This window comes from Tenacibaculum litopenaei (assembly GCF_964514025.1).
In the GTDB taxonomy this organism is placed as follows: domain Bacteria; phylum Bacteroidota; class Bacteroidia; order Flavobacteriales; family Flavobacteriaceae; genus Polaribacter; species Polaribacter litopenaei.
Genome location: NZ_CAZEQT010000009.1, coordinates 1 through 15,435 on the forward strand (window position 1 = coordinate 1; position 15,435 = coordinate 15,435).

The window sequence follows — 15,435 nt, forward strand, 5'->3', positions numbered from 1 at the left end:
ATTACGCTGTCAATTTCAATATTTTCAATGAACTTTGTTAACTCTCGTTAACCTCTTGTAGAAATGTTAGAATCGAACTAACTGATTTTTTTAAACCTTTCCAAAATTTCTTAGATCGTGTCGCTCTCAAAAGCGGATGCAAAACTAGAAAATACTTTTCGATTTTGCAAAACTTTTTTTGAAGTTTTTTTCTTCTTTTCACTAGCCAAACACTTTGTTTTTCCTGTGAAAATCGGACTGCAAAGATACTCACTTCTTTTCGACTTATACAAGTTTTTTGAAACTTATTTTTAATCTTTTCTTAACCTCTCTTTGCCACGATATTTTAATGAACTTTGCTACTTTTTAAACTTGCGTTTCTCCGTTAGCGGGTGCAAATATAGAAGCTCTTTTTGAATTGACAATGGGTTTACCTTACTATTTTTATCGTTTTTTGACACAGAAAAGTCAAAACACTACTTAACAACCAGTTATCTGTTTATGTTTTTTTAATTCCTCCAAATACCTCTTGGATTACTATACATATAAACTAAAAAAAAGCAGGGACCTCCCTGCTTCTTCACTCTATATATGTTTTGCTATATGTGTTTTGTATTACATACTTACTGCTGCACCGCTTGCGGCAACACTTCGGTCAATCTTTCTCATCAACCCTTGCAACACTTTTCCTGGTCCAACCTCAACAAACTCGGTTCCTCCATCCGCTATCATCGCTTGCACACACTGTGTCCATCGCACTGGTGCCGTCAACTGAGCTATTAAGTTTTCCTTTATCTCGTCTGGACTAGTCACTGCCTTAGCCACCACATTTTGATATACTGGACAGGTAGGTGTATTAAACGTAGTCTCTTCAATGGCCTTTGCCAATTCTTCTCTAGCAGGTTCCATCAATGGAGAATGAAACGCTCCTCCTACTGGGAGTAACAATGCTCTTTTAGCACCTTTCTCCTTCAATAGCTCGCAGGCTTTTTCTACAGCAGCTACTTCTCCTGAAATAACAAGTTGTCCTGGACAGTTGTAATTTGCGGCTACTACCACTCCTTCTACTTCTTTACAAGTATCCTCTACAACAGCATCTTCTAATCCGAGTACTGCTGCCATCGTAGAATCTTGTAATTCACAGGCCTTTTGCATTGCTAAAGCTCTTTTCGACACCAAAGTTAAACCATCTTCGAAAGACAATACTCCATTTGCCACTAATGCTGACAATTCACCTAAAGAATGTCCTGCTACCATTTCAGGCTTAAAATCGTCACCTAACACTTTGGCCAGAATAACAGAATGCAAGAAAATTGCCGGTTGTGTAACCTTAGTTTGCTTCAATTCATCAGCAGTACCTTCAAACATCACATCAGTAATACTGAAACCTAATATATCATTTGCTTTTTCGAATAGTTCTTGAGCAACAGGCGAGTTTTCATATAAGTCTAATCCCATTCCTGTAAACTGTGCTCCCTGACCTGGAAAAATATACGCTTTCATTTGCTTTATTGTTTGTTTTAATGCAAACATACAATTTTTAAAATTACTATCTTCGTTTTATGACTACAGCACAAAAATCGCAAGCACAACTCATATTTTTAATTTTAGCTGCTCTCTTTATCGCATCATTGGTAACTTCCAATTTAATTTTCCAAAAGTTCTTTTACTGGTATCCTTGGGATATAGAAATCTTTGATGTAAAGTTATTCGAAATATCTGTGGGGCTATTACCTTATCCTATTACGTTTTTGATTACAGATCTTTTATCAGAGATTTACGGAAGAAAGAAAGCCAATCAAGTTGTCGTGGCAGGAATATTTGCTTCTTTATTTTCTTTAGCGATTATTTATGTATCACAAAAAGCTCCAGCTACGTCATGGTCTAAAGTAAACAACGATACATTTAGTTTAGTTTTTGGTGCGGCACCACTAGCAGTATTGGCTTCGATGCTCGCGTATTTGTTTGCCCAATTTATTGACATTCGCATTTACCACTATTGGAAAAATCTCACGAAAGGTAAACACCTTTGGTTACGCAACAACTTTTCAACCTTTAGCTCACAATTCATAGATACTCTTACCGTTTTAATCTTATTGTGTAATTTTGAGATTATCGAATGGAGCAAATTTTGGGGCTTATTAATTAGTGGCGTCCTATTTAAAATGCTCATTGCCGCATTGGATACTCCTTTATTATACTTATTTGTTTACTTCTTCAGAAAGAAATTCGATTTAGCTACTGGAGAAGAACTGACTGAAATTTAAAACACATGAAAGAAAATTACTTTTTCAATCTCTACAGAGATCATTTTTCTGTAGGCACCAATACTGCAATATATTTTAGTATACTCACCAAGCTGGTTTTGATCCTTCTTATCGGGTTTTTACTTTTTCGCTTGGTTCACATATTCAGCCGACGTTATTTAAGTAGGTTCGTCATTCGTACAAAGACCTCTTTTGACGATTTATTGATTAAGAATAAAGTTTTGTTAGGATTTACCAGAATCATCGTACTGATTCTACTCGATTTATCGCTGCCCAATATCTTTAAAGGAGCTCCACGCCTACTCTTTTACGCTGATAAATTAGTATTACTTTTGATTAGCTTCTTTATCATATGGTTTATTAGAAGTATTCTCTTTACCCTTAAAGATTTTCTACGAACCTTCAGTTCCTTTAAAGACAAACCTCTAGAAAGCTATGTACAGATTTTTATGATTTTTGTTTGGCTTCTGGGAACGCTTGTCGTGTTTTCAATTTTAACTGGCCAATCGTTACTCAAATTTCTCACAGCCCTCGGGGCATTTTCAGCTGTTCTCCTTCTCATATTTAAAGACACCATCCTTGGTTTTGTAGCCAGCATACAAATCTCAATTAACGATACAGTGCGCCTAAACGATTGGATAACCATGGAAAAATACGCTGCTGACGGTAATGTTATTGAAATCAACTTGGTTTCTGTTATTGTTAAAAATTTTGACAATACAATAACGAGTATCCCAACCTACTCACTGATATCAGAATCTTTCAAGAACTGGAGAGCCATGAGTAACTCAGGGGGAAGACGAATTAAGAGAGCCTTGTATATTAAAGTTAATTCTATTCGATTTCTTAACGAAGACGATATTACTCGATTATCCAAGATTGATTTGATTTCAGACTACCTACAACAAACTCAAACGAACATTGAGCAATTCAATACTGCTAACAAGATTAACAAGGACCTTATAATAAACGGAAGAAACCTCACAAACTTAGGTGTATTTCGCATCTACGTGGAACGCTACTTAGCGAACCATCCAGAAATCAACAAAGAATTACTCTTTATGGCTCGTCAGTTGGCACCAACAACACATGGAATTCCCTTAGAAATCTATGCTTTTAGTAAAAATAAAATTTGGTTGAACTACGAGCGGATTGCAGCTGACCTCTTTGATCATTTCTTAGCCAGTGTTCCTTTTTTCGATTTAGAACTGTTTGAGCACCCTACAGGAAAAGACCTGAGTAATATTCACTCATAAAAATACCCCCAAATTGTATTTAACATTTTGGGGGCAGTTTATAAATCTCGTTTCGAGTGCTAGTATCTTCTCTAGTGTTTCACCAAGTGGTGATCATTTTTCATTTTAAGCTCACTAAGAACATTTAGCGCTTCGTTCATATAAATATCTTTCTTAAGATTTTTATGCCATGCAACGCGCTTGTCTTTTAACACGGAGTCTTTTTTCATCAATTCAAACTCGTATTTTGGTGAGTTGAATGTCAGGTTAGACGTAAATTTAAAAACCTCAGTAAACTTTTTACTCTCTTTGGTTTTATTAGCCGTATTTTTTTTAAACTCCTTATAATTTAATGAGTACTCATTATTATCCTGATTAGCCTTTAACCACTTGGCGTACTCATTAATTTTTTGGAATTTTTTATCTGCGAGTACTCGTTGTTTACTTTCATAAACAACATTTGCAAAATTGCTATACGAATCAGCCGTGGTATACTTGGCTTGAGCAACTCGGTCCCAAGGCAAAGCTCCGTCTAAATCTCTCTCCCCAAATTTCATATAACTGTAACGAGAAGGTAATGCGATATCCGCATAAACTCCTTCTTTTTGCGTAGAGCCTCCATTAATTCTGTAAAACTTTTGAATCGTCATTTTCAAGGCTCCTAAATCACCTGGGTACTGTTGATAAAAACGGTTGATGGGCAGAATATTCTGTACAGTTCCTTTTCCGTAAGTTTGCTTTCCTCCAATAATCACTCCTCTCTTATAATCTTGCATTGCTGCGGCAAAAATTTCTGAAGCTGAAGCTGAAAACTCATTGACCATAACTACCAAAGGACCATCCCACTGCACACGTTCGTCGGTATCGTTTTTTACCAAGGGATCTTCACCTCTGTACTTCACTTGTACTATAGGTCCTTTATCAATAAACAAACCTCCGATTTCAATGGCTGTTTTGAGAGAACCTCCTCCATTATCTCGTAAATCTATAATCAATCCGCTTACCTTTTCTTTTTTAAGACGAGCAATTTCTTTTTCCATATCCTTTGCTGCATCTCTCCTATTTAAGTCACTAAAATCGATATAAAATTTAGGTAGGTTGATGATTCCGTATTTCTTACCGTTCTTTTCAACAATACTAGATTTCACAAAAGTCTCTTCCAATTCAACAACATCGCGAACTATCGGAATGATTTTCGTTGATCCATCGATTTTTTTCTTAACCGTCAAACGAACTTCAGTTCCTTTCTTTCCTTTGATAAATTTAATAGCATCATCCAAACGCATCCCGACAATATCAATCGGTTTTTCTTCTCCTTGCGCTACTTTTAAAATAATATCGCCTGCTTCTAGTTCTCCTTGCTTCCATGCTGGTCCACCAGAAATAAGCTCTACTATGTGGGTATACATTCCCTTTTTCTGTAGACGTGCCCCAATACCTTCAAGCTTACCAGACATATCCTGATCAAATCTTGATTTTACGCGCGGTGACATATAAGTTGTATGCGGATCAAAACCACTTACCACACTATTTAAAAAGGTAGAATACCAATCTGAGTTTTCTAACTCATCGATACGAGCATATAACTCATCCATATTCTTCAATACTTTGGCTCTCGCCTCTTTTTCCAATGCAGCAAATCCTTTCTTTTTAAATTTTTTGTCTTTTTTAAACTTTGCTTCTTGCTCGGCTTCCAAGTCATCGATTCGTCCGATAACCGATAGTTTAAGTTGTTTTCTCCAATAGTTCACCAACTCCTTTTCATTTTCCGCGTAGGGCAACTTTTCGTAATCTACATTGATTAGCTCCTTCTTATTGTAGTTAAAAGGTTGTTTAAGCAACTCTCTGTAGGTTGTTTTTGCCGTTGCTAACTTCGTCAAGAAACGACCGTACACCAATTTATAAAAATCGATATTGGTATTTCTCAATTGATCATCAATCATGTACTTGTATTGCGAAAACTCTTTTAAATCGGCCTGGGTAAAATACCTTTTACTAGGATCTAAGCTTTCGATAAAGTCTGTGTACACGTATTCAGAAAAATCATCGTTAATCTTTTTCTGGACGTAGTGATACCTACTTAATATGTTCTTTAAAACATATACAATTACTCTGTCTTTTTCTGGGTCCCCCTTTGATGAAGTATTGGTGGCAAACATGCCTTGAGCAACCAACAAAAAGGCTGCTATTGGAATAAAAATTTTCGTCTTCATATATCTTCTGTCGTTTTAATACGCTTTCAATTACATCACTTGCTAAGCTACTAAAATAATGCCAATTTTACTAACTTTTGATTTTTTAACAAAAGCTGTTTTTGGCCGCCTTTTTATAACGATTGTATCGGTGGGTTTATTTTTACAGCGCTCACAAAACTTCATTTTGACGTCATCGTCTTATCCTAGGTTAAGTAATGAGCTCCTTCTTTGTTTTTATCTACGTTCCATACTGTAACATTTCTCTGGCTAGCGTATCTTTGTTTTGTCCTTGACCCCTGAGGGGATTTACCATTAATTACCCTTCAACTTTCCTCATAAATTTAGTCGAGACAACAGGCCTATTCGGCAGCTTTTCACTGCTTGCCTCAGCGCTTATTTGCCGTTGAGTTTTCCGTGATAGCAGAGAACCCTGGTCTGTATGAATTTTCAATAACACAGTAAAAAAAATTGCCATACCGGGATAGTCTACGCTATTCCGAAAATTAACAGATACTAAATTTTCCATACCAAAACCCCATTTACTATTATTAAATGAAACTCAAAACCATTAGCCTAACGCTAGAACACGACGCTATTAAAAAGGCCTTAGCTCAATTTCAATCTCAAATGCAGGAGGCCTATGCCACAGGACAACTAATCGATTTGGTTCCTGCTTTTATTCCTGAGGACAAAAATCTATTTGAGAACAAAGACTTTAAAAACTTACCACAACTACAAGAGTATTCGAAGTTTCTAAACCACAACGATCCTGACCTTGATCAGATGGAGCACTTGGCACATTTGACATTGGAACAACTAAACCGCCCTGATTTTTACGCAGCGTATTCACACTTATTAGTGTTTCAACATGCATTGGCCTATGACGATTTGCTTCCGCTAGTTCTTGACATCTGTGAGGAGCTCATTGCGTACGCCATGAAAGTTAACTCATCCAACGAGCTTTTTTTTAGTACCAATCAATATTTCGGAATAGGTATACTCGTAATCTTAGCACTGCATTCACAGGAATACAGCTATCTCATCGGGGATTTCATTGCCAGAGACAGTGATTACAACCAGATAAAATACCACGTTGCTCCTTCTGTTTATTTCCTCCTTCAAAAATTCGGGTATTCACGAGACAATTTAAAGCTGCTAGCACACGTGCGCTTCAACGATTTCCACATTGCCCTAGACGATAATTTTTACACAGAGGACGACCGAGAAAAAGAAACGCTATTAGAATACTTTACAAAGCATCGAGAAAATTACGAATACTACAAAGAATGTGTTGTCAATGCCTTTAAAAAGTATCCTCAAAGCTTAGCCCCAGATTTCGAAGAAGAGCAAACCGTTATTGAGCGGTTTTTCGATATTATCGTCGATCAATACGATGTCGAAATGGAAACGCGTTTTGAAGAACAACCGCAGTCAGATGAAGAAGCCGAATACGTAGCTTTACGATACCGAGAAGACAGCTTTGAATTTCACGGAAAAACTTTACAGGAAGAAATTCAACAATTTGATCGTGACGTTTTCAACGCGATTAAAGACATCCCTCGAAAAGATTTTTACTACAGCAGCGGAAAGAACTATGGAGAAGAAACTCTAGCGGAAATTTCTAGCGACAGTTTTTACCAAGAATACGAAGCAGAATACGATTACGAAATCAACAATGAATTTTTCCTTACCTGCTTTGCGAACGGCCAAGAAATACTGGACTTCATCGAAAAGGGGACACCGTCTGAGGTATTACAGAGTTTACAACAGGTTCCGATACGAAAGTTAGCATTTGATCACAAGCTACAATTATTTAAACGATTAGAGTATTACGGAAGTGGCGATTTCCGACTTTCAGAAAATCTGGCACAGGAGGTAAGTTTACTCGATATCTTGGAGCATTTTGTGGCTCCATACTTAAACCCTGATAGCTACGGATTGGACGGTGATGAACAAAATAATCACCCAAAGGCACTTCGTTGTTTTCAAGTATTGGTAAAACTCACAGGTAAAAATAGATTTAGCCCAGCTGATATTGAAGAAATTTGTGACCGACTGGAGCTAATGGACGAAGCAACGCTACTCCAACAATACGACACTAAAGAACTCAGTGAAGAGGAGTTTGTTTCAGAAGTATACGCTCTGGTAAACGATGCATTTACGGAATCTTTTGGTCAAAATAAACTTCGCAGTATACACCGACTCTATCAAAAAAACCCTGCATGGTTTACGAAAGCATTTACACAAATAAAAAAGGCTGCAGTGGCGTTGCAAGATCCGGATATCTTAGCCGTTTCTCCAGGCATGCGTCAAGAGCAATACGCTATGGGGTCGCAATTAATGGCCGTTGCATTTGTACTTTACACAGAACTTCAAGACCTAGGTAACACTAATGATCCGCACCTGATTGAACTCATCGATTTTTACCAGGAACACCTGTTTGAAACCATCCTCTGGCAAATTGCTTCTAACGAACAGCACGTTCATTACAGCCAACCTGAAACCAAAACTTATTTGGAAACGTCAATGGAGCAGTTGCGAAACTATCTCATCCCTCCTACTCCGGCGATGCCTCCAAAAGCCCTTATGCAAAAATTGATGACGGACGGTATCGCAAGTTTAACAGCAGAAGAACAACAGCTAATTCAATCGTTGCGCAAGGGTAATACTGCTCCTAGCACCACGTTAGCCACTGCTCAAGAAATTATCAATACCTTACTGGTAGTACAAGAAGATGAAGATGCCCACGACAGTAGTCTGGTTAAAGCACGAAATATAATTTTTCACTCTGAAAACGCTGTTATGGCATTGAGTTCTATTCCATGGGTAGCCCGTGTTGCACCAGCAAACGTCGCTAAAAACTTACTAAAAGCCTATCTGTTATTTACAGATTCGGCTCCGCTAAAGTTACTGTACACCTCTTTTAAAGAGTTTACAGAAAGTGGTGAAGTTTACAATGCACAACCAGAAGCAATCATCCGATTTGAAGATATGATGATGGATTTAAAAATACCGAGGTCCTTGATTTTCGCTACTCAAATACTGGTTTTAGAAAAACGACTGGACTATAACGAGCTAGAAAACTTAGAAGACGATGATCCATTAAAAAAATATTATCACTCTTTGGTAACCCAGTTTTCCGAGATGGATATCGTGGACGAAGACCAATCGCCGATGTTCGCCGCCATGGAAAAGAAACGCAAAGAAGCCATGCAAGAGAGCTTCCAATACTTAGAAGTTCCGAGAGCACTAAAATTCCTAAAACAAGTTCATCTAATCAAGCCCTCGAATGTTTATATCCGTTTAGCTCAAACTCAATTTCGAGAAGAACTATGGCAAGCTGCCAAGAGAAATGTACAGCGTCCGGACAAGGCAAGTTGGGAACTTAATGAAGAAGAGAAAACACTACTACTCTCCAAAGCCAAACTTGTTACTGATACCTTGTATGCCTATTTTTGGGAGGAAACCTCTCTTGAAAACGCATTAGCAATTATCAGAGAACACTATAAATCGAACGTGGATTTACACATTGACCCTATATCTGAATTCTGTTATGGGTATGATAAGGAGTTTTTCACCAAGTGTTTTAACTTACTTTTCACGTATGGTAATGAAGGAGACTATTACGGACTTTACAATGCTATTCGTTATAACAAACCCCGAGCCGAAAGTGATAATGCCATTTTTGAATTCGACGACTGGGCGCAGCAGTTAGGCTGCGATGAATTGTCTTTGTTTAGGTTTTACTTGCGAGAATACAAATCGCGCGTTCATCAAGATTTTGAAGAAAACTTTTTCGCACAAATAGTTTTAAGACGCTTAGCTGAAATTCAAAAACACCAAGCTTTAAAAAAATTAAAAGGCTATCAAATATTTATGAAATACAAAGAAGACTACGAACTCAACGTTTAATATCTTCTATTACAACTTAAAGCCACATCGTTATCGGTGTGGTTTTTTTGAATGCGATTCCCAATTCTTGTTTCGCATCGGTTTCTTTAAAAATATTTCATTCCCGAGAATTACATAAGGGTAATGAGCTTCTTTCTCATAAAAAGAAGAATGGCATTTACAAGTAATACGCAGTTACGTCACTGATGAGTTCCCCGTATACGAGGCCATTGCCACGATTACAGGCTACTTATCTAAGATGAACTTTTTTACGCATTCAATACGTAAAAGAGCACATGTACCAAAAAAATTGTTGTTTTCACTATTATCCGTACCACAGTAGTTACATTTTGATTACTACAAGATTACAGAATATATCGAGACTTCTATCTTTACAAAATGTTAAAAAAAGTATCCTTTTTTTATAGTACATTTGTGTAAAACAGAATTGAACATGCAAGATAGACCCTTGATATTAGTTACAAATGACGATGGAATCACAGCCCCAGGGATTCGAATGCTCATAGAAATTATGAATAAAATCGGTGATGTTGTAGTCGTTGCTCCTGACAGTCCTCAAAGTGGTATGGGACATGCTATCACTGTCAACAATGTGCTGCACTGTAATCCGATCACAATAGATGACGGTCCACAAATAGAATACAGCTGTTCAGGAACTCCTGCAGACTGTGTTAAAATGGCCAAGAATGAAATTTTAAACAGAACCCCGGACCTTTGTGTATCTGGAATTAACCACGGTTCTAACTCTTCCATCAATGTCATTTACTCAGGAACTATGAGTGCTGCTGTTGAAGCGGGTATTGAGGGGATTCCTGCCATCGGTTTTTCTCTGTTAGACTTTGACTGGCACGCTGATTTTAGAGCTGCCAAAAAATTTATTGAGCAAATTACACTGAACACCTTACTCAACGGACTACCAGAAGGTGTTGTTCTCAATGTAAACATTCCAAAACTCAAAGAAAAAGACATCCAAGGAATCCGTGTTTGTAGACAAGCCAATGGCTATTGGAAAGAAAATTTTGACAAACGCAAAAGTCCATACGGAAAAGAATATTATTGGTTAACAGGTGAATTTATTAATAAAGACAAAGGTCAGGACACTGATATTTGGGCCTTAGAAAACGGATATATCTCAGTCGTTCCCGTACAGTTTGACATGACTGCACACCACGCCATTCAAAAGCTGAACTCATGGGACATATAAGAAAAGAGATTGCACTTGGCATGCTAATTTCACTGGCGGCTACTGCCTGTGGATTTTACCTATACCTGCAGTATATTTCCGAAAATTCATTGAGCGAAACCTTGACACAAATAAAAGAAGGCGGTGTTTTAAGTACCGTTGTAGCCTTAGCTGCCATCCCTAACTTGTTTGTGTTTTTCATTTTCCTCAAGAAGAAACAAGATTACAGAGCCAGAGGTGTATTGATCAGTACCATCATCACTGCCCTTTTGACTTTTGTATTGAAGTTTGTTTAAACCTGCCACCTATTCATTTATGAAATATTACATACTAGTAGGCGAAGCCTCAGGAGATTTACACGGTGCCAACCTCATGAAAGCACTTTACAAAGAAGACCCAAAAGCCGATATTCGATTTTGGGGAGGTGATTTAATGGCCGAAGTTGGAGGAACCTTAGTAACTCATTATAAGGAGCGCGCTTTTATGGGCTTTGTGGAAGTGTTGATGAACTTGCGAAAAATCACCAAATTCATCAGTTCGTGTAAGAAAGATATTGCGGATTTTCAGCCCGATGTCTTGCTTCTAATCGATAATTCTGGGTTCAACTTACGCATTGCTCAATGGGCAAAAACCCAGGGAATTGCAACACACTACTACATATCTCCGCAAGTATGGGCTAGTAGATCTGGTCGTGTAAAAAATATTAAAAGGGATGTAGATCACATGTATGTCATTCTACCTTTCGAAAAAGCCTTTTACAAAAAGTTTGCGTACGATGTACATTTTGTAGGACATCCATTAATCGATGGTATCGCTGGTAGAGCACAAGTAAATGAGACCTTGTTTAGACAGGAGCACCAATTGGGAGAAAAAGATATTATTGCCCTATTGCCTGGAAGTAGAAAACAAGAAATCACCAAAATGCTATCAGTGATGGTTGCGATTAAAGATCAATATCCTAACTATCAATTTGTGCTGGCTGGGGCTCCCAGTCAAACGGCCGCTTTTTACGCTCCTTTTATCGAAGGCAAAGACATTCCGTTTATTACAAATAAAACGTATGACTTATTAAGTATCTCACATGCTGCGCTAGTTGCTTCAGGAACCGCCACCTTGGAGGCTGCTCTGTTTAAAGTACCACAAGTGGTTTGTTATAAAGGAAGCAGAATTTCTTACGAAATAGCCAAGCGTATCATCACGCTAAAATACATTTCTCTTGTCAATTTAATTATGGACAAGCCTGTAGTAACGGAACTTATTCAGCACGATTTCAATGAAAAGAACCTTCGTCATGAATTGGATTCTATTTTGACAGAAGAACGCAGGACTGTGCTGTTTGAAGACTACTATGAACTCGAAGAAAAACTAGGAAGTAAAGGAGCTTCAGCACGCACGGCGTCGCTCATCGTAAACCACGCTAATAATGACCGCTTATGATGAAAAAACTACTATTGATATTTGCTTTAATCACCATGGTTTCTTGTGGATCGACAAAGCGAGTAGCCCCTAAAAAAACGTACAAAAAACCGAGAACGAGCACTAGCAGTAGTCAACCGAGCTTGGCCGACAAGGTCGTTTGGACCGCTGTTAGTTATAAAGGAACGCCTTACCGACTTGGAGGTACATCAAAAAGCGGTATGGATTGTTCAGGGTTGATCTATACTTCTTTTAAAAAGAGAAACGTCAACTTAGCCAGAACTTCTCGTGCTATGTATCAACAAGGGCAGCCCATACCTTTACAGAAAGTAAAACGTGGGGACCTGTTATTTTTTAAGACATCACGCAAACGCGGAAAGGTCAATCACGTAGGCCTCGTTACCTCAGTAAAAAACCGAACGATCTATTTTATACACTCCACCAGTTCGAGAGGTGTTTTGGTAAGTTCCCTGCGGGAGCGTTATTGGAACCGGGCTTTTATCAAAGCCAAAAGAGTACTATAACTCGTTAATTTCCCCTTTATGAAACGACAAATACTCCTCTTAATCACCTTACTTATCACCGTGATTTACTTTTTATGTAAACCCACGGCGCTTTCAGATACGGATACATCACCGCCAAGGTCTCGAATTACGAAGGTTGTTCAGCTGGCCAACAGCTATTTGAACACTCCTTATAAAGCGGGTGGTACTAGCGCTCGTGGATTTGATTGTTCAGGATTGATATACCGATGTTTTCAACGTGAAGGAATTGAACTACCGCGTTCATCGAAAGCCATGAGCTCTGCAGGAACTCTTGTGCAACGAATGGATATTAAGGTAGGTGATTTGGTATTTTTTACAATCCGTAGATTAGGGAACGCTATCAATCACGTAGGCATTGTAAGTACAACAAACAATGGTGATGTACAATTTATTCATTCCAGCACAAAAAATGGCGTTTGTGTAAACTCATTAAATGAACCTTATTGGAACAACAACTTTGTAATTGCAAAACGCATTACACCATAATTATATTAAACTTAAATTCCCTTTATTATGAAGAAAGTATTACTTTCAGTCTTTATGGCAACCAGTATTAGCAGTATGGCACAAAATGTGTCCATTCCGGATGCAAACTTTAAAGCAGCTCTTGTTGCAAACACTTCTATCAACACCAATAATGACGGTGAAATTACTGTGAATGAAGCTGCCGCTTTCGCTGGTAGTTTAGATGTTTCTAGCAAAAGTATCAGTAACCTAACCGGTATTGAAGCGTTTACAAACATCGTTAGTTTGGCCTGCTATAGCAATAACTTGACACAGCTTGACCTCAGTAAAAACACCGCTTTAAAATACCTCTACGCTTATAGCAATAAGCTGACGAGTATTGATGTTAGTAAAAACACTGCATTGGTAACTTTGTACTGTTATGGCAACAAACTTACCCAAATCGATATTAGCAAAAACAGCAACTTGGTATATTTTGATGCCAGTACTAACGATTTAACATCGATAGACCTAAGTAACAATCCTAAATTGTCAAAAATTTACTGTCATTCCAATAAATTATCGGCCATTGATGTGAGTAAGAACCCAGCACTTCGCTTGTTCTTTTGTTACAACAACGGTAACATCAGTTCCATCGATGTTAGCAAAAACCCACAGCTCAGCAGTATCAATTGTGGAGGGAACAAGCTTACTAGGCTCGATTTAAGCCAAAATCCTGGACTGACGAAGGTATATTGTGCCGTTACCCAAATGACTTTTTTAAATCTCGCCAACGGGCAGAATAAAAAAATCGTTGAGATAGAAGCCAATGCCAATGGTAAACTAGATTGTGTTCAGGTAGATGATGTTGCTTATAGCACCGCTGTTTGGAAAGGAAACAGTTATAAGTTCGACAGTGCTTCGAGCTTTAGTAAAAGCTGTGCTGCTGCGAGTACCTCAGAAGTCAACTCGGTAACCTTCCAAATCACGCCGAACCCTGTAGCCAATACACTTACTGTACAAGGATTGCAAGAAGACATCACACAACTAGGTGTATATGACATCTCAGGAAAGCTACTTATTAAAGCGGCTGTTCAAAATTCTGTAGATGTGTCGACCCTAAGCTCAGGTATATACCTGGTATCGATTAAAACGGCGTCAGGTGTTTCTAGAAAGAAATTCGTAAAACACTAGATAAAAATTCATGAATAAAAAAAAATCTGAGTAAACACTCAGATTTTTTTTTATTGTAACATTTTCCAAAGTTCGTCTTTGAGTTCCATAAGTCCTTGTTGCGCGACTGAAGAAATAAACAAACTCGGTACATCAGCAGGTAGCTCTTGTCGAATTTCTTCCTTTAACTCATCGTCTAACATATCCGATTTAGATATAGCCAGTACGCGTTGTTTATCGAGCAATTCTGGATTGTGTTTTTTCAACTCATTTAACAAAATCTGATACTCTTTATTAATATCATCACTGTCAGCTGCCACTAAAAAGAGCAGTACTGAATTTCGTTCGATATGGCGTAAAAAGTAATGACCTAATCCTTTTCCTTCAGAAGCACCTTCGATGATTCCTGGAATATCAGCCATTACAAAACTCTGGTGATTGCGATACTCTACAATTCCCAAATTAGGTTTTAGGGTTGTAAATGCGTAATCTGCGATTTTTGGTTTAGCAGCAGTAATTACCGACAGCAGGGTCGATTTACCCGCATTCGGGAATCCTACTAATCCAACGTCAGCTAAAATTTTAAGCTCAATTCTGAACCAGCGTTCTTGACCTTCGATACCCGGTTGCGCATATCTCGGTGTTTGATTTGTTGGCGATTTAAAATGCCAATTTCCACGGCCACCTTTACCACCTTCTAAGAGTACGACATCTTCACCATCTTCAGTAACTTCAAAAAGCACTTCATCGGTATCTGCATCGCGAAAAATAGTTCCTAATGGAACCGGAATCACCACATCTGCTCCATCCTGTCCTGTACTTCTACTACTTCCACCATCACCTCCGTGCTCGGCTTTAAAATGCCTCTTAAACTTTAAATGAAAGAGTGTCCATAGGTTCTTGTCGCCACGTACAATTACGTGTCCACCTCTACCTCCGTCACCACCATCTGGTCCTCCTTTCGCCACAAACTTTTCTCTGTGCAGGTGAGCAGATCCTCTTCCTCCTTTACCGGAAGAAGCATACACTTTAATATAGTCGACAAAATTTCCTTCAGTCATTGGGTTTCATTTATATTAAAAGGTA

At 38.2% G+C, this 15,435-nt stretch carries 12 protein-coding genes; 9 read left to right on the forward strand and 3 right to left on the reverse strand.

Features of this window, described 5'->3' with window-relative positions:
* Positions 1 to 594 precede the first annotated feature (594 nt).
* Positions 595 to 1,482: an ACP S-malonyltransferase gene (gene fabD, locus ACKTS5_RS18225; RefSeq protein ID WP_408045321.1), complete on the reverse strand. Its 888-nt coding sequence runs from the start codon at positions 1,480 to 1,482 to the stop codon at positions 595 to 597.
* A 59-nt stretch (positions 1,483 to 1,541) separates the two neighbouring features.
* Here fabD and ACKTS5_RS18230 point away from each other — a divergent pair, with 59 nt between their 5' ends.
* Positions 1,542 to 2,246: a queuosine precursor transporter gene (locus ACKTS5_RS18230; RefSeq protein ID WP_408045322.1), complete on the forward strand. Its 705-nt coding sequence runs from the start codon at positions 1,542 to 1,544 to the stop codon at positions 2,244 to 2,246.
* Positions 2,247 to 2,251: 5 nt separating this feature from the next.
* A complete protein-coding gene (locus ACKTS5_RS18235) occupies positions 2,252 to 3,502 on the forward strand; it encodes a mechanosensitive ion channel family protein (protein WP_408045323.1) in 1,251 nt (416 codons plus the stop codon).
* A 71-nt stretch (positions 3,503 to 3,573) separates the two neighbouring features.
* Here ACKTS5_RS18235 and ACKTS5_RS18240 read toward each other — a convergent pair whose 3' ends face one another.
* Positions 3,574 to 5,694, reverse strand: a complete 2,121-nt coding sequence (locus tag ACKTS5_RS18240) for a carboxy terminal-processing peptidase (RefSeq protein WP_408045324.1) — start codon at positions 5,692 to 5,694, stop codon at positions 3,574 to 3,576.
* Positions 5,695 to 6,228: 534 nt separating this feature from the next.
* Here ACKTS5_RS18240 and ACKTS5_RS18245 point away from each other — a divergent pair.
* The 7 genes from ACKTS5_RS18245 to ACKTS5_RS18275 all read left to right on the forward strand — a co-directional run bounded on the left by ACKTS5_RS18245 (position 6,229) and on the right by ACKTS5_RS18275 (position 14,370).
* Positions 6,229 to 9,588: a hypothetical protein gene (locus ACKTS5_RS18245; protein WP_408045325.1), complete on the forward strand. Its 3,360-nt coding sequence runs from the start codon at positions 6,229 to 6,231 to the stop codon at positions 9,586 to 9,588.
* Positions 9,589 to 10,021: 433 nt separating this feature from the next.
* A complete protein-coding gene (gene surE / locus ACKTS5_RS18250; protein ID WP_408045326.1) occupies positions 10,022 to 10,792 on the forward strand; it encodes a 5'/3'-nucleotidase SurE in 771 nt (256 codons plus the stop codon).
* On the forward strand, positions 10,780 to 11,067 hold the full coding sequence (locus ACKTS5_RS18255) for a hypothetical protein (protein WP_408045327.1): 288 nt from the start codon (positions 10,780 to 10,782) through the stop codon (positions 11,065 to 11,067). Before surE ends, ACKTS5_RS18255 begins: the two co-directional genes overlap by 13 nt.
* A 19-nt stretch (positions 11,068 to 11,086) precedes the next feature.
* Entirely contained in the window at positions 11,087 to 12,208 is a 1,122-nt protein-coding gene (gene lpxB, locus ACKTS5_RS18260) for a lipid-A-disaccharide synthase (protein WP_408045328.1), read from the forward strand.
* Complete coding sequence (locus ACKTS5_RS18265; protein ID WP_408045329.1) at positions 12,205 to 12,711, forward strand: C40 family peptidase; 507 nt, start codon at positions 12,205 to 12,207, stop codon at positions 12,709 to 12,711. The genes lpxB and ACKTS5_RS18265 overlap by 4 nt, the downstream gene beginning before the upstream one ends.
* Positions 12,712 to 12,729: 18 nt before the next feature.
* Positions 12,730 to 13,218 carry a C40 family peptidase gene (locus ACKTS5_RS18270; RefSeq protein WP_408045330.1) on the forward strand — a complete coding sequence of 163 codons (489 nt, stop codon included), beginning with the start codon at positions 12,730 to 12,732 and terminating at the stop codon, positions 13,216 to 13,218.
* 27 nt (positions 13,219 to 13,245) lie between these two features.
* On the forward strand, positions 13,246 to 14,370 hold the full coding sequence (locus ACKTS5_RS18275) for a T9SS type A sorting domain-containing protein (protein ID WP_408045331.1): 1,125 nt from the start codon (positions 13,246 to 13,248) through the stop codon (positions 14,368 to 14,370).
* 50 nt (positions 14,371 to 14,420) lie between these two features.
* On the opposite strand, the gene obgE is transcribed toward ACKTS5_RS18275, so the two are convergent.
* A complete protein-coding gene (gene obgE, locus ACKTS5_RS18280; protein ID WP_408045332.1) occupies positions 14,421 to 15,410 on the reverse strand; it encodes a GTPase ObgE in 990 nt (329 codons plus the stop codon).
* Positions 15,411 to 15,435: the final 25 nt, after the last annotated feature.